Origin of the sequence: Flavobacterium sp. LM4 (assembly GCF_002017935.1) — a bacterium.
Taxonomy (GTDB): Bacteria; Bacteroidota; Bacteroidia; order Flavobacteriales; family Flavobacteriaceae; genus Flavobacterium; species Flavobacterium chungangense.
This window is the reverse complement of sequence record NZ_MUFW01000003.1, coordinates 350,966-372,437: the sequence shown is the minus strand read 5'-3', so window position 1 is coordinate 372,437 and position 21,472 is coordinate 350,966. Positions and strand designations below refer to the sequence as shown.

The window sequence follows — 21,472 nt, the reverse complement described above, 5'->3', positions numbered from 1 at the left end:
TGTCAGAAGTTGAAAGTCGAAAGTCAAAAGTTGCAGATTAAGAAAAAACTTCTCTTAAAACATCTAAAGATTTAGGTCTTTTGAATCCATCTAAATGAAAACTGTAATAATCAATCAGAATTTTTAACAGCATTTGTCTTTCAATAACATGAAATATTTTTTGGTCATTATCGAATTTTAAATCGATTAGCTTCTTTAGTAAACCTGTTTCATGTTCTGTCAAACTTCCCATTCCATGAAAAAGAGTAAAAATACCACCATTCATTTCAAAATAAGGCAGATCAATATCCGACACATCAGGATAAAAACCTAAATATTTTGTTGTTTCTAAAAGCAAAATCAAATGAAAATTAGAAATTTCGTCATGATGGTCCAGCCATGTTAATGCAGTTTCTAAAAACACAAAAAGTGATTCGTTTTTTTCTTCTTCCTGTATTGAATAGTACAGCATTTCTGATAAAAACATAACCATTGTACTTTTTACAAAATCAGTATGAATACTTTGAAAGGGGACAGCTATTTTTATTTCTTTGAAATTTTCTAAAGTTCCTTTGTTTTTATGAACTGCTTCGATCTCTAAAATAGACAAAGGCTGAAAATAAGCAATTCTCTGACTGGCTTTCCTATTCGAAAAAGCATCGCGTACAAAGTAAGATTTCAAGCCGTTTGAAAGTGTAAAACATTTTACGACGAGGCTTTTTTCCTTAAACTTTAAAGCCGAAATAACGATTGCTTTGGTTTTAACCAACATAACCTGGAGTTATCTTTTTATTATTGCTTTTAAACCTGTCTAAAAATCTTTTTTCAATCACAAACCAAGACAATACAGCAAAAAACAATGAAATTAAAATCACACCTATTGCAACAATAAAAGGATTGTATTTTTCGAATAAATCATATTGCCTAATTAACTGAATTATTGGAAAATGATAAATATACAGGCCATATGTAAAATCACCATATTTCCCAAAATTATCAAAAAAAGGAATATTATATGCTGCAATTATCACAATAAGACCAAAAGCGGCAGGGTATAAAAAATCAACATGAAAACTTAAAAAATAATAGCTAATTAGAACCACAACAGATAAACCCAAAAGTACTTTTTTATTCTTCATCACATAATCAAAACTTAAAAACAGATAAATTCCTGTTACGAAATAAGACAAATAACCCGGCAATTGCTTTGCTAACAAAGGCTGATCCAAATGATTTAGCAGAAACCAATATCCTAATGAAAAAAGATAAAGACCTGAGAGTATTAAAAGTGGTTTTTGTGTTTTTTTTATTCCGTAAAAAATCAAAGGTAAAACGATGTAAAATCCTTCTTCAATTTTCAAAGTCCATAATGCTCCATTAACAGAACACAAAAGATTATTATCAAAAAGCCCAGGCAGACAAGGATGCATAAAATTCAAAAAAACTAAGTTCCACCACAAATATTTATAAGTACTTACATCTGAAAAATAAGCATAGACTCCATAAGTACTAAAAACCGAAAAAATTAGAGTAGAAAGAAAAATCAAAACGAAATATGCAGGCAAAATCCTCTTTATTCTCTTAATAAAATAAAGTTTTAGGGAAGGTGTATTTACATAACTTTTAGCAACTAAAAAACCACTTATTATAAAAAACCCTTTTACACCAATAACTGCATTAGAAAAATGAGACAAAAAAAACAAATTTTTATTTTGAGAAAGCTCTGAAAGATGTGATAATAAAATATTTATAGCAAAGAAAAACCTTAAAAAGTCAAAACAATTCTTGTTATTCATGGTTAATTTATCTACAATTATCGAACAATCATTACTTTTTTAACCTTGGTTTCACTACCGTCCTGGGCCGAAACAAAAATCATATAAACTCCTGTAGCGACTTTATACCTTCCGAATGCAGTTGTATCCCATTCTATTGTACCTCCTTCTGAAATAGCTTCATAAACTAAATTACCTTCAATATCTGTAATTTTTACATTTGCTTTATTTAATAAGCCTGCAATTTTTACCGTTCCTAGAAACTCTGGCCTCACAGGATTAGGGTATACATACACATTATTCAAATTTTCTTTTGCAATAGTGGCCGTTCCCTTAAAAGAAATCATGCCTTTATCAGTAGCTATGAATACCTCGCCTGTTCTACTATTAATTTCTATGTCATTTATAGTATTGCTAGGCAATGGTGAATTATTTATTGTAAAATGATATTTTGTTTCCTGACCATTTGAAGAAACCAAAAAGACTCCGGAGTCAGCAGTGCCAATCCATTTATTATTAGCACCATCTACAACTATATCTGTAATAAACTGTTCGTATAGTAATTCTTGAGCCAAACCATCTTCAACAATAATAATCGGTTTGGTCGTTAATTGGTTTTCCGTTTGAAAGCTATTCACATTTGCTAAAACTCTAAGTCCTCTTGTAGTACCTATCCATAATTGACCATTATTATCTGGAACGGCGACCCTTGCATCAACTGTAGGTAAATTCCCGGTATCGGTACCAGTCGTTATTTTTTTGAAAACATTTTCTTTTTCATTAAAACCTATGATTCCATTATTAATGGTTGCCATCCATTTAGTTCCGTTTTTATCAATTGACATTCTACCGAAAGTGCAACTTGAAACATCATTTATTATCGATTTGGTTGAAAAAATTTCCCAACTGCCATTTGCTTTAAGAACTTTTATTCCGTTATCAACCTGACTATTATTCATCCAAAGATTTCCTGATTTATCAAACACAGGTCCATTTACCCAAACATCTGGGGTATTTGGAATAGGTTCCAAAGAACTATTTGCTTTACCATATAAATACGTTGGCACATCATTCTCTACTTTCAAAAGCCCCGTATCAAATGATCCAATATAAACTTTATTTTCATCATTAGGATCAATAGCGACCCTTATTAAGGATTTGGCATCTAAGACTTTTTCATAAGGTATATTTAGCCATCCACTTTGAGTAAATTTACTAATCCCATAACTATCCTTTGGATAAGGATTATAATCTCCTCCATAATCTCCATAGACAGCCCATAAAGAATTTTCTCCTGCTTGAAACGCGAAAATACTATTTCGTAATGGTCCTGACGGCATACTATTTTCAAAAGAAGCTGAAGCAGAAAGCGAAGAATTAAATAAACCATTTTCCTTAGTAGCTATACTAATAACATCTCCCTTTGATGTTGCACAAGTAAAACTTAAACTACCATCTAAAACCTGAGTATTTGAAATCTGACGAATAAGAGCCATCTGATTGTTATAAACATAAACTGAGCTTGGCGTCGTAATAAATAAATTATGATTTACGGACCGCATATCTGTAGAAGACTGAGAAAGCTGCAAAAAACCAATAAAAGAACCTGAGTTATATTTATGAATATAACCTGCAGAATTAACAGCAATCAAATTTGAATCCAAAGTTTCAACACTAGACCAGTCTCCAGAATTTACAACTGACCACTGATTATAATCGACCAAATTTGTACTGGTACTGTTTGCACGCCTAATTCCGAGTGATGTAGCTGCATATATAAAACCATTAAAAACGGCGGTTTGTTTTACACTAATTTCCGCACCGGTATCGCCAATAAAATAAGTGTCTCCAAATTTTGAAGTGGCTAAATTAAACTGCACTATTCCAAAATCACAAGAAACATAAATCAATCCATTATATTCCATAAAATGATTGATTTTTTTTATACCCGATGGCAATTGTTTATTGATAATATCCACCACTTTGAGCATACTTCCATCCTTTTCATTAATCACAATCATCAAACCATTTTCATACCCTATCAAAGTTTTATTTAAAACCTCATTATGATATATTGACGATATAGTCTGACCGGATAACCCATCGACAGTTGTAGTTGTTTTAAGAATATTTGTAGTTAAATTTTTTGAAAACAAGGCGTTTTCTGAAGCTGCTATTATTGAAGTTGAACTTACAGAAAGGTCATTAATTTCATAATATGAAAAATAGCTCTCCCAGGATAAAGTCCCCTGGCAAAAGCAGTTTGGAAAAACTATTAAAAATAAAATATACAGAAAACTCTTTTTCATTTTGACAAATTCAGATTCACAAATATAATACAAACGAAAGTATTTGATTTTTGTTCTGTTTTAAATTATTATTTTCAAAATTTAAAACAAACAAAAATGCCTTCAATTCTATCCCTTGTTAAAAGACGAATTAAGGCATTTTTAAATTTTAAAAAACACTATACAACTCCCTGAGCAAGCATGGCATCAGCAACTTTAACAAATCCGGCAATATTAGCTCCTTTGACGTAGTTAACATAACCATCCTCGCCCTTACCGTATTTCTTACATTGATTATGAATTCCAATCATTATATCTTTCAGCCTCAAATCTACTTCTTCACTTGTCCAGTTTAAACGAATTGAGTTTTGGGTCATTTCTAAACCGGATGCCGCTACACCACCTGCATTTGCTGCTTTACCAGGCGCAAATAAAACTTTATTATCTAAAAATAATTTAATTGCATCTAATGTAGAAGGCATGTTTGCAGCCTCTGTTACACACAAAACACCATTATCAATGAGTTTTTGAGCATCTTCTCCATTTAATTCATTTTGAGTAGCGCACGGAATTGCAATATCAACTTTTACTTCCCATGGACTTTTCCCTTTATAAAAAATTGCTTTTGGATATTTCTTCAAATAAAGTTCTGCACGATTATCGCCGCTTGCTCTCATTTCGAGCAAATGGTCAATTTTATCTCCTGAAATCCCCTCTTCATCATAAATATAGCCATCTGGACCGGAAATAGTTACCACTTTTCCTCCCAATTCATTTATTTTTAAAGCAACCCCCCAGGCAACATTTCCAAAACCTGAAACTGCGACCGTTTTGCCTTTTATTTCATGCCCAATAGTACGCAACATTTGCTCTGTAAAATAAACAACTCCATATCCTGTAGCCTCAGGTCTTATTAAAGAACCACCGTATGCAATTCCTTTTCCGGTTAAAACACCAGTAAACTCATTTCTAATTCTTTTATATTGCCCAAACAAATAACCAATTTCTCTGGCTCCAACACCAATATCTCCGGCAGGCACATCCAGATCCGGGCCTATATGACGGCATAATTCGGTCATAAATGATTGACAAAAACGCATTACCTCAGCATCTGATTTTCCTTCCGGATCAAAATCAGAGCCTCCTTTACCACCTCCCATAGGAAGTGTTGTCAGACTGTTTTTAAAAACCTGTTCAAAAGCCAAAAATTTTAAAACGGAAAGATTTACAGTATGATGAAATCTAATTCCGCCTTTGTATGGTCCAATAGCTGAATTCATCTGAATTCTAAAACCTCTGTTTACAATAATTTCTCCTTTATCATCTACCCAGGGAACTCTAAATATTATAGAACGCTCCGGCTCAGCAATTCTAAGAAGTAAGTTTTTTCCATCGTATTTTTTTTGTTCGGCAATAAACGGAATTACCGTTTCAGCAAACTCTCTGACAGCCTGAAGAAATTCAGGCTCATTTGGATTTTTTGACTCTACCAGAGCCATAAACTCATTTATTTTTTGTTTCATCATTTTGAAATAAATTATTCAAATAAATCATTATTTGTATTAATTACATAAGAAAATATGCTTAAGAAAACGTTTTCGTAATTACAACAAAGGTAGATTAAAATCATAATCCAGAAATTAATTTTATAACATTTTTATCATAATTGCATATTTTTCAAACAAATTTAAAATTAGCATTTACAACTATTCTTTTAGAATCTAACCTCAATATTATAATTATCTTTTTAAGCATTTTGTTACTTATTTTTTAATTAAGAAATTAAATTATTTTAAATGGAATATGTTTTTTATATATTTGCAATCATTTGAAAGCCGAAAAACTCATGCTCAAGCAAATAGCCTTAACTTTTTTTACAATATTTGGTATTTCCTCGGTATCAAATGCACAATTAGCCTACGAAATTGGATTCATAGGTGGTCCTGTAGCTTTTCAGTCTGATTATGGACAAAGGCATGATCAATCAACAAACATCGGAAATACAGGATTTGGTATTGGTGCGGTGCATTGGATAAACTTTTCATCAGCTGCAAATGGAAACGAATATTTTAACGAACATTTTAAAGTTCGTTCTGAACTTTCTTTCACTCATACCAATTTCCAGCATTTTGGAAAATGGATAGAAGGTAAACCATCAGCTGGAAAAGAAAAATTAAAAGCCATGAGTGGAAAAACAAGCATGTTAAACATTGGAACTCAGTTAAATTTTTCGCCTTTTACAACAATACATGAGTTTGAAAAATATGTAGGCAGTTTTTATCCCTATTTAAGTGTAGGCGCTATGGCGAGTTACTACAGTACTACTGCCAGTTCTTCTCTAGGGCCATTAGGAACACCAGGTACAACTTTTGACAAATATTTAGTACCTTCAGACGGTCATCAATACGGTTTTTCAAGCGAAAGCGGCATAACATTCTCTGTCCTTCTTGGGGTTGGAGTTCAATATAAATTAGATGAGATGAATGATTTACTATTTGAAGTACGTTATCAGGGCTTTGATTCAGATTGGATTGACGGATTAAATCCTAATAGAGATATTTACAAAGAAAACAAATCAAAAGATTCTCAAGTCTGGTTCAATTTTGGATACTCCCATTATTTAGAATTCTAAAAAAATATAAAAAGCCCCAACTCGAAAGAATTGGGGCTTTGTTTTTTATGATAAAGCCTGTTCTAAATCGGCTATTAAATCTTCGGCATCTTCGATCCCTACACTCAGACGAACTAGGTCATCTGTAATTCCAACTTCAGCCCTTTTATCCGCCGGAATTGAAGCATGGGTCATTAAAGCCGGATGATTAGCTAATGATTCAACACCTCCTAAAGATTCAGCTAATGTAAAAACTTTCAATTTCTCTAAAAAAGCGATTGAATCTTCTTTTTTACCTGAAACAAATGTAAAAGACACCATTCCGCCAAAAGCCTTCATTTGTTTTTTAGCGATTTCATGAAACGGATGACTTATCAAACCTGGATAATAAACCGTTTTAATTTTTGGATGATTATTTAAAAAAGCCACAACTTTCTCTCCATTTTCACAATGTCTCTGAACTCTTAACGATAGTGTTTTTATTCCTCTTAAAACCAAAAAACTGTCCATGGGCCCCAATGTTGCCCCGGTTGCAAATTGCTGAAAATGCAATTGTTCGCCTAAAGCCTCATCTTTTACGATTAAAGCACCGGCAATAACATCTGAGTGACCTCCTAAATACTTAGTTGCTGAGTGCATCACGATATCAGCACCTAAATCAAGTGGTTTTTGTAAATAAGGTGTTGCAAACGTATTGTCTACAGCCAGCCAGATTTTGTTTTCTTTTGTGATTTTGGCAATTTCCTCAATATCGGCAAGTTTCATTAAAGGATTCGTAGGTGTTTCAACCCAGATCAATTTAGTGTTTTCATTAATCAAAGACTTTAATTTTGTAACATCCGTCATATCAACAAAATGGAATTTAATACCCGAATCTTTATAAATCCTTGAAAACATTCTATAGGTACCTCCATACAAATCATCCATAGCAATAACTTCATCACCTGCTTTAAAAGATCTTAAAATACAATCGGTCGCTGCCAAACCTGATGAAAAAGCCAGTCCACGAGTACCATTTTCGATACTAGCCAATGCATTTTCCAGCGCAGTACGGGTAGGATTTGAAGCACGGCTATACTCATAATCACCCAAAGGCTGTCCGGGACTTGTCTGAATATAAGTTGAAGTTTGATATACGGGAGGCATAACGGCTCCTGTACTCGGGTCATGATGCTGACCTCCATGTATTACTTTAGTATTGAATTTCATATAGTTACAAATTTTTAAAACTTAATTCTTTCACAAATTTACCGTTTAATTTATTTTAATCCTGACTCAACCTATTACCTTTGTATATAATTAACACTTTTTAAGATGAAACACTACTCTCTTCTTGTTATAGTGCTTATATTAGTTAATGGCTGCACTAAAACATTAACTATTGAAAACGAGATTATTGAAAAAGAATCAAAGATACCCTGCAAAAAAGATTGTCCTAAAATTACAATAAATGTACCAGTAGCAAGAAATGCTCCTGTTGTAGCAGACAGCATTAATAAAAAAATACTAAGTGTTTTAAAAGAAATTCTCTATTTTGGAGAAAAACCATCAAACGCAAAAGATTACAATAGTCTGGCTGATTCTTTTATTGCTTCTTATGAAGAAATGCATAAAAAATTTCCAACTGAAACATTAGGCTGGGAAGCAAAGGTGAAAGGAAATGTCGAATATCAATCAGATCAGATATTAAACATCAAATTGGATCATTATACATTTACTGGCGGAGCTCATGGCTATCAGGGGTACCGTTCTTTACTATTTAACCCAAATACAGGAAAAACTATTTTTTGCGATGAATTATTTAAAAACGAAAAAGAGTTTAAGGATTTTGCTGAAAAAGAGTTTCGAAACAAATATAAAATCCCATCGAAATCAAATATCAATGCAACAGGATTAATGTTTGAAAATGATAAATTTCAATTACCACAAAATATATTTTATACGAATGAAGGCCTGCTTTTATATTACAACTCTTACGAAGCGGCTTCTTATGCAGATGGTCCAAAAGAGGTCTTGTTTCCGTATGAACAGGTGAGTAAATATTTGAAACTTCTATAATTCTTAAATATAAATTAATTTAGATACACTGCTGTGTATCTCTACAGAAAATCATTGAATATCATATTTCATTTTACGTAAAACCCGTAATGCTTCCTTAAAAGATAAATATATCTGTCCAAAAGGCTTTAAAAGTAATTTAGCATCGATCAGTTTTTGTTTGGCTTCATCAAAACCATTCAAATAACAAATCATAAAAGTAGAGGGCAGGTTTTCTAAATCTTTTAATTCACGTTCAGATAAAGCAAAACCTTTCTGCAGTTTTTGAAGCAATGCGATATTCGAATTATAAATATGAAACAGCATTCTCTTATTGAATTCAGGAGGCTGAAACAACATTTGACGGTCAATTTTATAATAACCGTTATCAAAAAAATGTATAGTCTGTTTTTCTAACGGATAATAGCTTGTTTTATCATTTAATCCAAGAGGAACATATTCGGTTATGGTAAAAGTATCATCATCAAAAACAATCGTAACAACGTCCTGAGCCGAATAAAAAAGCTTGATCTGTTCATTTATCAATTCAATATCAACACGTGAAAGAAAGGTTTTATCTCTTGACTTTTTAGGTACTCCAGCCCAGCAAATCACAAACAATTCTTTAAAAACACGATATTTTGGCATCATGTCTTTATGCCTGAAATTCATAAAATCGAATACGCCGTCAAGTGTATACTGAATACTGTTTCGGGAACTGTTTTCGATTCCGATAACAGTTTCGGTATTCTGATAATTTTTTTCGACTTCGCCTTCTACAGGGACCGAATTACTTCCGCGCCTGACAAAAATACTATTCGCCGCAATGGTATGGATTCCCTTTTTGAAAAACGAAATCTGGCTTTTAGGCTTAATGGTAACCAATCCTATTACCTTGTCTTTTGGAAGATTTGGAAAAGGCACATTTTCATACTGAATTTTAGGCGGGTTTTCTAAAAACGCATTAACAAGATTCTGAATCCGGCTGTCATCAAAAAAATCATCACCCACGATTTCGTTATCATGATCTTCAACACCAACAACGATATAAGAATTATTGGCAGGATTTGAATTTGACAAAGCGCAGATATGTTTAAGAAACTTTCCTTTTCCTTCACGTGAATGCAAATTCAGCTGCCTTTTTTTATCATAAAAACTGCTCTCATCATTATGAGCAAGCAGATTTTTTATTAAAAGGCGTTTATTGATCATTATTTTTTAGATGTTAGACTGACTTAGAATTTTAGATTTTTTAGATTGGACTTTTAATATCTTGTACTTAAAACTTTCAGATTATTTAAACAGCTAAATCTAAGAAGTCTAAATCATTCTAAAATCTAATTAATCCTTTTTAACAATCGTCGATGATGCCTGCGCAGTAGACATGACAATTAAATCGGCAATATTAACATGGTACGGTCGTGAAACCACAAAATGAATAATATCAGCAATGTCTTCTGCTTTTAAAGGATCGAAACCTTTGTATACATTTGAAGCTCTTTCTGTATCGCCTTTAAATCGCACTTCGCTAAATTCTGTTTCAACCAAACCAGGATGAATTCCGCTTACTTTAATTTTGTATGGGTTCAAATCGATTCGCATTCCCTGCGTAATAGCATCTACCGCATGTTTTGATCCACAATATACATTTCCGTTGGCGTAAACCTCTTTTCCAGCTGTTGAACCGATGTTGATGATGTGTCCTGATTCTCTTTCAACCATTTGCGGAATAATAGCTTTCGAAACATACAAAAGCCCTTTCACATTAATATCAATCATAGCATCCCAATCGTCAATATCACCATTCTGAATTGGATCTAATCCATGTGCATTTCCTGCATTATTAATTAAAACGTCAATTGCAGAAAAATATTCCGGCAATGAATTTATGCTTTCAAAAACAGCATTTTTATCCCTGACATCAAAAGACAAAGAATGTACTTCTGTATATTCTGAAAGTTCTTCTTCAAGTTCAGTCAGACGATCTTTTCGTCTTCCGCAAACGATAATTTTATAATGATTGCGCGCAAATATTTGAGCGGTTGCTTTACCAATCCCACTGGTCGCTCCGGTAATTAGAACTGTTTTTTTCATTTTGACTCTTATATTTTGCCACAAATTAAAAAACCTTACTAGATTGAAAAATCCAATTTTAATCTGTGGCAAATGTTTTTTCGCTTAAAGCGAATTTTAAAATTTTTTATGCTTGTAAACTATTTGTTTTAAAGCAACTCTTCTCCCCTGCTTTCTGTCCAGATTGCAAACCAATCTTCTTTATCCATTTCAAGTTCAACTGCCTTCACCAAGGATTGAATTCTGGCAACATTTACAGTTCCTGCAACCGGAATTACTTTAGCCGGGTGTTTTAAAATCCATGCCAGTAAAAGTGTATCAGAGCCTAAATGATATTTTTCTACCAATGTCGAAAGCAATTTTTTCAAACGGCGTGTTTGTTTGGTATCCTCCCTAAAAACGGTTCCAAGAGGATTCCATGCCAATGGACTGATTCCATGAATTTGTGCATAATCAAAAGTCCCATCTGTCATCGGTTCAAAATTCGTAGCCGAGAATTGAACTGAATGATAACTAACTTCTGTTTTCTGACGAATTAATTCAACTTGCGAATTGCTGAAATTTCCAACTCCAAAATCAATAATCTTTCCTTCTGATTTTAATTTTTCAACCGCTTCGGCAATTTCTTCAGCCTGCATTAACGGACTTGGTCTTTGCAGTAAAAAAACATCAATATAATCTGTTTTTAATTTCTTCAGTGATTCTTCTGCAGACCAGATAATGTATTCTTTCGAATGTTCATAATGTCTTATTTTATTGTGACGGTCTTCAGTCACCATCTGGATACCGCATTTGGTAATTAATTGCAATTTTTCGCGGGAAATTTTACTGTCTTTAAAAGCCTTTCCAAATTCTGCCTCGGTGGTGTAATCTCCGTAAATATCAGAGTGGTCAAATGTTGTAATTTTGTTTTCGATACAGAGCTGTATCATACTTTCCATTTCTTTTGAAGTAAGATTTTTGTCCCAAACGCCCCAATTCCTAATACCCGAAATTACAGGCGATAATAAAGTTTTGCTCATTGTTTTGCTGTATTATTTTTAGTAATAATGATGCTTATTTATAGCATAATCATCAAAGTTCTTAAAAATATAAAAATAGATTCACAATTCGTCCTTAAAATTAGGTCCTTGGTCGAAGTTTTAACCATTTTTTAACATCCTACTTCTCAAAAAATATTCAATTTGCACTCTCAAAAATCAGGTATAAAAATCAGGAGTTTTAAAAGGTTTTTAAAAATATTTATATGGAAGAAAATACAACGACTTTAGACATTAGAGCGATAAATGAAAAAATTGAGAGAGAAAGTGCTTTTATAGACCTTCTTACAATGGAAATGAACAAAGTTATTGTGGGCCAGAAACACATGGTCGAACGTTTATTAATTGGTCTTTTGGGACAAGGGCATATTTTACTCGAAGGTGTTCCGGGTCTGGCCAAAACTTTAGCGATAAATACATTGTCTCAGGCAGTACAAGGTTCTTTCAGCCGTATCCAGTTTACGCCGGATTTATTACCTGCCGATGTTATCGGAACGATGATTTACAACATCAAAGCAAACGAATTCTCTATTAAAAAAGGGCCAATTTTTGCCAACTTTGTACTTGCTGATGAGATAAATCGTGCTCCTGCAAAAGTGCAGTCAGCTTTACTTGAGGCAATGCAGGAAAAACAAGTTACAATTGGCGATACAACTTTCAAACTTGATCGTCCGTTTTTAGTATTGGCAACTCAAAATCCTGTTGAACAGGAAGGAACATACCAGCTTCCTGAAGCGCAGGTTGACCGTTTCATGCTGAAAACCGTAATTGATTATCCAAAAATTGACGAAGAACGTTTTGTAATTCGCCAAAACCTAAAAGGATCTTACGAAAAAGTAAACCCTGTAGTTTCTGTAGAACAAATTCTGCGCGCACAGGAAGCGGTTCGCGAAGTTTACATGGACGAAAAAATCGAAAAATATATCTTAGATATCATCTTTGCTACCCGTTATCCAGAGAAGTACAAACTAGCCGACTTAAAACCTCTTATCAGTTTTGGAGCATCACCACGTGGAAGTATCAATTTAGCCAATGCGGCAAAATGTTATGCATTCATCAAACGCCGTGGATATGTAATCCCGGAAGATGTTCGTGCTGTTGTACATGATGTATTGCGTCACAGAGTTGGAATAACATATGAAGCTGAAGCTGAAAACATTACTTCTGTAGACATTATCAACAAAATCGTAAACGAGATTGAAGTACCTTAAAAAGTTGATGGTTGATAGTTTTTTGGTTGATGGCACATACCCCATCAACCAACAACCAATAACCATAAACCAAATAAAAAATGGATACAAAAGAGCTTTTAAAAAAAGTACGGAAAATAGAAATCAAAACCAAAAGACTGAGCAATCATATCTTTTCGGGAGAATACCATTCTTCATTTAAAGGGCGCGGGATGACTTTTAGCGAGGTACGACAGTACCAGTATGGCGATGATATTCGTAACATCGACTGGAATGTAACCGCACGCTATAATGAAGCCCACGTAAAAGTTTTTGAAGAAGAACGCGAACTCACCATGGTTTTAATGGTCGATATTTCGGGTTCTGAAGGTTTTGGCTCAAAAAGTCAGTTTAAAAAAGACATCGTAACCGAAATTGCTGCAACGATGGCTTTTTCGGCTACACAAAATAACGACAAGATTGGTTTAATATTGTTTTCGGATAATGTCGAATTGTATATTCCGCCCAAAAAAGGTCGTTCGCATGTTTTGAGAATAATTCGTGAGTTAATCGAATTTGAACCAAAAAGCCAGAAAACCGACATTGCCGAAGCTTTAAAATTTTTATCAGGGACTCAAAAAAAGAAAGCAATTGTTTTTATGATTTCAGATTTCATGTCTGAAAATTATGAGCATACTTTAAAAATTGCTTCTAAAAAACATGATATTACAGGCGTTCGTGTCTACGATATCCGTGAAGAAAAAATCCCAAATTTAGGAATGGTAACGATGCTCGATGCCGAAACCGGAAAAATTCAGCTCGTAGACACAGGCTCTAAAAAAGTCCGAATGAATTACGAAAAACATTATCAGGAAAGAGTTAATTATTTCAAGGAAATTTTTAGTAAATCGGGTGCCGGTGTCGTAAACACAAGAGTCGACGAAAATTACGTAACTAAATTATTGGGGTATTTTAAATCGAGATAATTTAGATTATCAGACATCTTAGATTGTTAGAATATTAGATTAATTTGAAGAATAATTATAAATAAAATCGCTTAAGCTGAATCTGTTTTAAGCATTCATTTTAGACTAAAATCTGAAATCAAAAAATCAAATGAAATTAAAATTTTACATATTTCTATTTTTACTTACTTCAGCTGTTTTTGCACAACAAAAACAAGTAGAAACCAGTATTGATAACACAAAAAATAAAATTGGTGCCGAGTTTAAGTTAATGCTTAAAACGGTGGTGAGTTCAAAATCCAAAGTTGTATTTCCTGCTCTAAAAAACATTGGTCCGTTAGAAGTTATTCAATCGTACCCGATTGACACCGTTAAAAAAGACGGTACTTATGAACTTATTAAAAAATATGGTTTAACGCAATTTGATTCCGGAAGATATATTATTCCTCCGGTTAAAATTCTGATTGACAAAAAGCCACATTTGAGCGATCCTGTTACTGTTGAAGTAGCCAGTGTGAAAGTGGATACTTTGCAGCAAAAAATGTATGACATTAAAGATATTTCAACTGTTGAAAATGGCATTGGAGACTGGTGGATTTATCTTTTGATTGTAATTCTAATTATCGCAATTGGTGTTTTTGTTTATTGGTACATGAAAAAACACCAAAAGAAAAAAATTGAAGAGGAAGTCTATAAAACACCAATCGAAAAAGCAACCAGCCTGTTAAACGTATTAGAGAAAAAAGAGCTTTGGCAAAAAGGTGAAGTAAAAGAATATTATAGCGAACTGACTGATATTGCGCGAAATTATATTGAAGAAGCAATTCAGATTCCAGCTATGGAAAGCACAACTTCTGAATTGATTCAGGGACTTAAAACGGCTTCTGCCAAAAAGAAAATGAGCCTGACTACTGAAACTGTCGAAAATCTGGAACGAGTTTTAAGACAGGCGGATTTAGTGAAATTTGCAAAATCAAAACCATTAGAGTTTGAAATTACAGAAGACAGAAATAAAATTCAGAAAGCAATTTTAACACTGGATAATGCCATCCCGACCGAAGTTCCTGTTGAGGAAGCAGATCAGTTATTAAATGAAGCACAAAAACAGAAACAAATTAAGCTTCAGTTAAAGAAACAAAAAAACAAACGTATTGCAATTGCAGTGGGTACAGTAGTATTTTTAATAACTGCTACTACTACTTATTTTGTGGTTACAAAAGGATTCAAGTTTGTAAAAGACAACTTAATTGGCCATCCAACTAAGGAATTACTGGAAGGAGAATGGGTAAAAAGCGAATACGGTAATCCGGGCATTTTAGTTGAAACTCCAAAAGTTTTAAAACGACTGGATACTCAAAAAGTACTCCCAAAAGAAGCGATGGCTCTTATTAAAGAAATGCAGCTTTTTGGTTATGGAAGTTTAACGGATAACTTCTACATTACGGTTTCTACAGCAAAATTTAAAGCCCAGACAGAAATTGATTTATCAAAAGCACTTGAAGGTAATTTAAAAATTATCGAAACTCAGGGAGCCAGAAATATGATTGTGAAACAGGAAGATTTTGAAACCAAAGAAGGAATTACTGGTATAAAAGGTTATGGAACTTTTACTCTTATTAACGACACTTTGAAATCGAGCACTAAAATTTACTATGAAGTCCTGATGTTTAAACAAGAGGGCGGATTACAGCAAATAGCTATATTCCATGAAGAAGGAGACACCTATGCTAATGATATTTCGGAAAGAATTTTAAATTCGGTAGAACTTAAAAGAGCAAGCAACTAATGGAAAAAATAACTTTTTTAAATCCGGAATTTTTTTGGCTTTTTTTACTAATCCCAATTGCAATAGGATGGTTTTTCTGGAAACGCAATCAGCAATCGGCTACCTTAAAAATGAGTTCAACTCAGGGTTTCAAAAATAGCGAATCTCTATTGACAAAATTAAAACCTTGTTTATATATTTTCAGGATTATCGCTTTGTGTTCTTTGATTATTGCTTTGGCAAGGCCTAGAACAGTTGACATCAGTAATGAGACTAAAACAACAAAAGGAATCGACATTGTAATGGCGATGGACGTTTCGGGAAGTATGCTCGCCAAAGATTTAAAGCCCAACCGTATGGAAGCTCTAAAAAGGGTTGCGGCTGATTTCGTTAACGAAAGACCAAATGACAGAATCGGATTAGTATTGTATGCCTCTGAAGCCTACACTAAAACGCCTGTAACGAGTGATAAGGCCATTATTTTGGAAGCTATAAAAGAAATCAAATACGATAATGTATTACAAGACGGTACCGGAATTGGAATGGGTCTTGCAACTGCCGTAAACCGACTTAAGGACAGTAAAGCAAAAAGCAGGGTAATTATTCTGCTTACCGATGGTGTAAATAATGCAGGATTCATCGAGCCTGAAACAGCTTCTGATATTGCAAAACAATACGGAATAAAAGTATATACCATTGGAATAGGAACTAACGGAATGGCTGAATTTCCTTACGCATATGCTCCAAATGGCGGTTTTTTATTCAAAATGCAAAAAGTAGAAATTGACGAACAATTACTGAAAAGCATCTCCAGAAAAACAGACGGTACTTATTTTAGAGCTACCAGTAATGATAAATTGGCGGAGATATACAATGCAATCAATAAATTAGAAACTACTGAAATACAGGAATTAAAATTCTACGATTATGATGAAAAATACAGGTTTTTTGTATTACTCGCCGGGATTTTATTATTGTTGGAGGTTGGTTTAAGAAATACAGTTTACAGAAGCTTTATTTGATTTTTCAAATCAAAAAATTTCAATTTTTAAATTCCAACTCCCAACTTGGAATTATGAATTTAAAATTTGGGAATTAATTTAGTACGAAAGCAAAATTTGGAATTTGGAATTTATCTCAACAATTATTGAGATTGGAATTTTAAAATATTTATGGAATTAGACGAAAAAAAATATTTATATCTATTGTTTCTTATCCCGATTGTGGTATGTGTTTTTCTTTTCAATATGTATTGGAAAAGAAAAAAACAGCGTGAATTTGGTGACTTGGAAATGGTAAAAAAACTAAGCCCCGAACGTTCTGTTTTTAAACCTGCTTTAAAATTAGTATTGTTTCTTTTGGCATTGGTCTGTTTGATTATTGGTTTGGTTAATCCAAAAATTGGAACCAAAATGGAAACTGTAAAACGTGAAGGAATTGATATTGTTTTTGCAGTTGACGTTTCAAAAAGCATGCTTGCCGAGGATGTGGCACCAAGCCGTTTAGAAAAAAGCAAGCAGTTGGTTTCGCAAATCATCAATAACTTAGGAAGTGACAGAATTGGAATTGTGGCCTACGCCGGAAGTGCATTCCCGGTTTTACCCATTACAACAGATTATAGTGTAGCCAAAATGTTCCTGCAAAGCATGAATCCTGATATGGTATCATCTCAAGGAACTTCATTAGACGAAGCGATTCTTTTATCTTCAAAATATTTTGATGAAAAAAGTAAAACCAGCAAGTTATTAATTTTGATTTCTGACGGAGAAGATCATTCTGAAGGAGCTTCAGCAGCAGCGGAAGAAGCCAACAAATTAGGAATGAAAATTATTACAATTGGTGTAGGAACAGAAAAAGGGGGAACTATTCCATTAAAAGAAAATGGAGTTGTAAAAAGCTTTCAAAGAGATCAAAACGGAGAAGTTGTTATTACAAAACTAAATCAGGAAGGTTTAAAAGCGATTGCAAAAGCTACCAAAGGCGGATATGTTTACGGAGGAAGTACTAAAGAAGTCCTCGAATACGTAAAAAATGCATTGAATAATATTCAGAAAACAGAATTTGAAGCTACACAAATGGCAGACTTTCAATCTCAATTTCAATGGTTTTTAGGTTTTGCCTTCTTACTATTATTCCTTGACATCTTTCTACTGGAAAGAAAAACAAACTGGATAAACGAGTTGAATTTATTTAACGAAAAGAAATAATTGTTTCGGATAAATACGGAAACAAAAAAATAAAAAACAGAATGAAAAATTTACTTCTTTATGTTTTACTAACCTTTTCTTTGGCAGTTTCCGCCCAGGAAAAAGACAAAACATTGCCAGACGCCAATGAAGAATATAAACAGAATAAATTTGTTGATGCTGAGGCAAATTATAGAATTTCACAATCAAAATTTCCTAAAAAGGCTATAGCTTCTTATAATTTAGGAAATACTATATACAAACAAAATCAGGCGTCAGAGGCAAAATTTGCTTATGCAAAAGCTATTAAAAATGCCAAAACCAGACCGGAAAAACACAAGGCTTTCCATAATTTAGGAAACGTGTTTATGAAAGAGAAAGATTATTCTCAAGCAGTTGAAGCCTATAAAAATGCACTTCGTAATGACCCTACCGATGATGAAACAAGGTACAATTATGCATATGCAAAACAAAAATTAAAAGAGAATCCTCCTAAAAACGATAAAAAAGACAACAAGGATAAGGACAAGAAAAACGATAAAAAAGACGACCAAAAAAAGGACGGAGACAAGAAAGACGGAAAGGACGATCAAAAGAAAGACGACAAAGGCGATAAAGACAAGAATAAAAAAGATGGAAAAAATGATCCGAAAAAAGATGAGAAATCTAACAATAACGGAGAGCCAAAACCTATGCCCGGAGGAATTTCTAAAGATCGTGTCCAGAATTTACTAGATGCGGTAAATAATGAAGAAAAGAAAATTCAGGACAAAGTAAATGCCCAAAAAGTAAAAGGAAGTCCTAAAAAAAATGAAAAAGACTGGTAGATTTTATTTTTAAATAAATATCAGGTTTTTTGAAAAAGGAATGGCTTTGACTCCCTTAGCTTCACAAATAATAAACGATGTAAATTTTTAATTTAAAAAGATTTAAAAAACGATTAAACAAGTAATGAAAAGATATTTAATTCTATTACTATTCACTTTTCAGGGGCTTATGGCTCAGGTTCAATTTGAGGCCAGAGTAAGCAAAAATACGCTTGGAGTTAACGAAAGACTTCGAATTGACTTTATCATGAATGTCGATGGCGATAATTTTGAACAGCCTTCATTTGACGGTTTCAGAATTGTTGGAGGGCCAAGTCAACAAATAAGTCAGTCCTGGGTAAATGGGAGAAGCTCTTTTCAGAAAGTTTATTCTTATTATTTATTGCCAAATCAAAAAGGTACATTTATAATCAAACAGGCTGCAATTGAATATAATGGTCAGGTTTATAAAACATCTCCTATCAAAATAACGGTTACCAATGCGGTTGCTCAGGAAAGAGATCCAAACGTGCAGCAACAACAGCAAGGAGGCGTAAACGGAAATGAAGTTTTAAACTTGGTAGCAGAAATTTCAAAAACAAATCCTTATATAAATCAGCCCATAACTGTTGTTTATAAATTATATTTTAATGGTATTGGTGTAACAGGCTTTAAAGAACTGGCTAAACCTAAATACAAAGACTTTTGGAATCAGAACATCGATATCAAGCAACTACAAGTTGAAGAAGGATTGTATAAAGGGGAACGCTGTTATTTTGTTGTTCTTAAAAAAACGATCCTATACCCTCAAAAATCAGGAAATCTTACTATTGAACCGCTTTCTTTAGACATCGGTATTCAGGTACCAAGGGGTCGTGATATGTTTGGACGAATCGTTACTGATGATGGAAATAAAACCGTTTCTGCGGGTGCCAAAACGATCAACGTAAGAGCACTACCAGAAGTAAATAAGCCAATTGGATTTACAGGAGCTGTTGGTAAACTTGATTTTAAAGTAACCCCATCAAAAACTTCTTTAAAAAATGGTGAGAGCCTTGATTTGGTTGTAAGTGCTACCGGTACAGGAAACATGAAATTGTTTACTTTACCTAAGCCTGTTGTTCCAAATGCATTAGAAATGTATGATCCTGTACATGATGAAAAAGTGAATACATCACTTGCAGGAATGTCCGGTACAATTTCGGACAAGTATACGATTATCCCTCAATATAAAGGAAAATATGCTATAAAACCAATGGAATTCTCTTATTTCGATTTGAATTCAGGCAGCTACAAAACCATAACTTCACCGGAAATTATGATTGATGTATTGGATGGCCCGATGCAGGCTGAAGCCGTTGCATCAAATAAATCGAAAAATGTGATTTCAAAATCGGAGCAATTTAAATATATTAAACCAAAAACTATTTTAGTTGCTATAGCCAAAGATGATTTTTACGGGTCTGATTTATATTATACCTTGTTATTGCTGCCTTTTGTTATTTTGCCAATTATTGTAATTGCCAGAAAGAAAAAAGAAGCCATTGACAGTGATGTCACCGGTAATAGAATTAAGATGAATAATAAGCTTGCGAAGAAATATTTATCTGAAGCAAAAAAACAGCTTAACAATAAAGAGCCATTTTATATTGCATTGGAAAAAGCAATGCATAATTTCCTGAAAGCTAAATTGCATATTGAAACTTCAGAAATGAGCAAAGACAACATCCGTGAATTATTGTTATCCAGAAATGCAAATCCGGAAACTGTTCAAAGCTTTATTAATTTAACTGAAAACTGCGAGTTTGCAAGATATGCACCGGCATCAGGCGCATCAATTCAGCAGGATTATGACAAAGCTGTTTTAATTATTTCAGAATTAGAAAAACAAATTATTTAGTTTTTAACCGCAACGTTCGCTAAGAATTGATTTAGCTTTCGCTGAATTAAAGTTCGCAAAGTTGAAAATATTACAAATAGAAAAATGAAAAACATACTATATCTCTTTTTATTAATCTCTCAGGTTTTCTTTGCTCAGAACAGCTTTGAAAAAGGTAATGCCTTATATCAAAAAGGACAATACCAGCAAGCAGCCCAAACTTATGAAAGTATAATTAAAGAAGACAAGCAACATTCGGCTGAATTGTATTTTAACTTAGGAAATTGTTATTATAAACTTAATAAAGTCGCGCCTTCGATTTATAATTATGAAAAGGCTCTTGTTTTGAAACCACATGATCCCGAAACTTTAAACAATCTGAAATTTGCCAAAAAACTAACCATTGATGAGATTAAAGAAGTTCCAAAGGTTGGTTTCGCAAAACTCATTCAGAATTTCACAGGTATTTTTAATTATAATAATTGGGCCTGGATTTCGGTAGGTATTGCATTTGCTTTTTTACTGAGCTTTATTGGCTATTATTTTTCACAGCTTACGCTTTCAAAAAGAATATATTTTATAGTAATGTTTGTTTTGTTATTTGCTTTGTTATTAAGCGTTTCAGCAGGAATAACTGAAAAAGACCACTATAATAATGATCGTCCTGCGATAGTTTTTGCCGAAATGACAGAAGTACGAAGCGAACCTCAAAAAGCAGGATCAAGCATTTTCTTATTACATGAAGGCGCAAAAGTTTATGTAAAAGAGGCTTTAGAAAACTGGAAAAAAATCGAATTGACAGATGGTACAGAAGGCTGGATCGATGCCTCTGCTATCAGGGAAGTTAAATAATAAAATTATAGCATAAAAAAAGTCCGTTTCTGAATTTAGAAACGGAC

The 21,472-nt window shown here is 33.3% G+C and carries 18 protein-coding genes; 10 read left to right on the top strand and 8 right to left on the bottom strand.

What is annotated here, in order from left to right; genetic code table 11:
• Positions 1-37: 37 nt before the first annotated feature.
• From recO to gdhA, 4 genes are all read right to left on the bottom strand, one after another.
• Entirely contained in the window at positions 38-751 is a 714-nt protein-coding gene (gene recO, locus BXU10_RS18995) for a DNA repair protein RecO (RefSeq protein ID WP_078229109.1), read from the bottom strand.
• Entirely contained in the window at positions 741-1,775 is a 1,035-nt protein-coding gene (locus BXU10_RS18990) for an acyltransferase (protein ID WP_078229108.1), read from the bottom strand. Before BXU10_RS18990 ends, recO begins: the two co-directional genes overlap by 11 nt.
• Positions 1,776-1,792: 17 nt before the next feature.
• Positions 1,793-4,063: a T9SS type A sorting domain-containing protein gene (locus BXU10_RS18985; RefSeq protein ID WP_078229107.1), complete on the bottom strand. Its 2,271-nt coding sequence runs from the start codon at positions 4,061-4,063 to the stop codon at positions 1,793-1,795.
• 158 nt (positions 4,064-4,221) lie between these two features.
• On the bottom strand, positions 4,222-5,565 hold the full coding sequence (gene gdhA / locus BXU10_RS18980; RefSeq protein WP_031455116.1) for an NADP-specific glutamate dehydrogenase: 1,344 nt from the start codon (positions 5,563-5,565) through the stop codon (positions 4,222-4,224).
• A gap of 323 nt (positions 5,566-5,888) precedes the next feature.
• Between gdhA and BXU10_RS18975 the strand changes: the two genes are divergently transcribed.
• On the top strand, positions 5,889-6,674 hold the full coding sequence (locus BXU10_RS18975) for a glutamate dehydrogenase (RefSeq protein ID WP_078229106.1): 786 nt from the start codon (positions 5,889-5,891) through the stop codon (positions 6,672-6,674).
• Between the two features lie 45 nt (positions 6,675-6,719).
• On the opposite strand, the gene BXU10_RS18970 is transcribed toward BXU10_RS18975, so the two are convergent.
• Positions 6,720-7,862, bottom strand: coding sequence for a cystathionine gamma-synthase (locus tag BXU10_RS18970; RefSeq protein ID WP_078229105.1), 1,143 nt, complete (start codon positions 7,860-7,862; stop codon positions 6,720-6,722).
• A gap of 105 nt (positions 7,863-7,967) precedes the next feature.
• Here BXU10_RS18970 and BXU10_RS18965 point away from each other — a divergent pair, with 105 nt between their 5' ends.
• The gene (locus BXU10_RS18965; protein ID WP_078229104.1) at positions 7,968-8,711 is read left to right on the top strand and encodes a DUF3298 and DUF4163 domain-containing protein; all 744 of its coding nucleotides are present in this window, start codon (positions 7,968-7,970) and stop codon (positions 8,709-8,711) included.
• A gap of 51 nt (positions 8,712-8,762) precedes the next feature.
• Here BXU10_RS18965 and BXU10_RS18960 read toward each other — a convergent pair whose 3' ends face one another.
• The 3 genes from BXU10_RS18960 to BXU10_RS18950 form a co-directional block, all read right to left on the bottom strand.
• A complete protein-coding gene (locus BXU10_RS18960) occupies positions 8,763-9,902 on the bottom strand; it encodes an ATP-binding protein (protein ID WP_078229103.1) in 1,140 nt (379 codons plus the stop codon).
• Positions 9,903-10,031: 129 nt separating this feature from the next.
• Entirely contained in the window at positions 10,032-10,784 is a 753-nt protein-coding gene (locus tag BXU10_RS18955; protein ID WP_078229102.1) for an SDR family NAD(P)-dependent oxidoreductase, read from the bottom strand.
• A gap of 128 nt (positions 10,785-10,912) precedes the next feature.
• Positions 10,913-11,785: an aldo/keto reductase family oxidoreductase gene (locus tag BXU10_RS18950; protein WP_078229101.1), complete on the bottom strand. Its 873-nt coding sequence runs from the start codon at positions 11,783-11,785 to the stop codon at positions 10,913-10,915.
• Between the two features lie 224 nt (positions 11,786-12,009).
• On the opposite strand from BXU10_RS18950, the gene BXU10_RS18945 reads away from it, so the two are divergent.
• The 8 genes from BXU10_RS18945 to BXU10_RS18910 all read left to right on the top strand — a co-directional run bounded on the left by BXU10_RS18945 (position 12,010) and on the right by BXU10_RS18910 (position 21,425).
• Positions 12,010-13,014 carry a MoxR family ATPase gene (locus BXU10_RS18945; protein WP_017497457.1) on the top strand — a complete coding sequence of 335 codons (1,005 nt, stop codon included), beginning with the start codon at positions 12,010-12,012 and terminating at the stop codon, positions 13,012-13,014.
• A gap of 80 nt (positions 13,015-13,094) precedes the next feature.
• On the top strand, positions 13,095-13,958 hold the full coding sequence (locus BXU10_RS18940) for a DUF58 domain-containing protein (protein WP_078229100.1): 864 nt from the start codon (positions 13,095-13,097) through the stop codon (positions 13,956-13,958).
• Positions 13,959-14,088: 130 nt separating this feature from the next.
• Entirely contained in the window at positions 14,089-15,723 is a 1,635-nt protein-coding gene (locus BXU10_RS18935) for a hypothetical protein (RefSeq protein WP_078229099.1), read from the top strand.
• Positions 15,723-16,724: a VWA domain-containing protein gene (locus tag BXU10_RS18930; RefSeq protein WP_078229098.1), complete on the top strand. Its 1,002-nt coding sequence runs from the start codon at positions 15,723-15,725 to the stop codon at positions 16,722-16,724. Before BXU10_RS18935 ends, BXU10_RS18930 begins: the two co-directional genes overlap by 1 nt.
• Positions 16,725-16,874: 150 nt before the next feature.
• A complete protein-coding gene (locus BXU10_RS18925; RefSeq protein ID WP_078229097.1) occupies positions 16,875-17,909 on the top strand; it encodes a VWA domain-containing protein in 1,035 nt (344 codons plus the stop codon).
• A 41-nt stretch (positions 17,910-17,950) separates the two neighbouring features.
• Positions 17,951-18,715, top strand: a complete 765-nt coding sequence (locus tag BXU10_RS18920; protein WP_078229096.1) for a tetratricopeptide repeat protein — start codon at positions 17,951-17,953, stop codon at positions 18,713-18,715.
• Between the two features lie 124 nt (positions 18,716-18,839).
• Complete coding sequence (locus BXU10_RS18915) at positions 18,840-20,594, top strand: BatD family protein (protein ID WP_078229095.1); 1,755 nt, start codon at positions 18,840-18,842, stop codon at positions 20,592-20,594.
• Positions 20,595-20,678: 84 nt separating this feature from the next.
• Positions 20,679-21,425 carry a tetratricopeptide repeat protein gene (locus tag BXU10_RS18910; protein ID WP_078229094.1) on the top strand — a complete coding sequence of 249 codons (747 nt, stop codon included), beginning with the start codon at positions 20,679-20,681 and terminating at the stop codon, positions 21,423-21,425.
• The last annotated feature ends 47 nt before the right edge of the window (positions 21,426-21,472 follow it).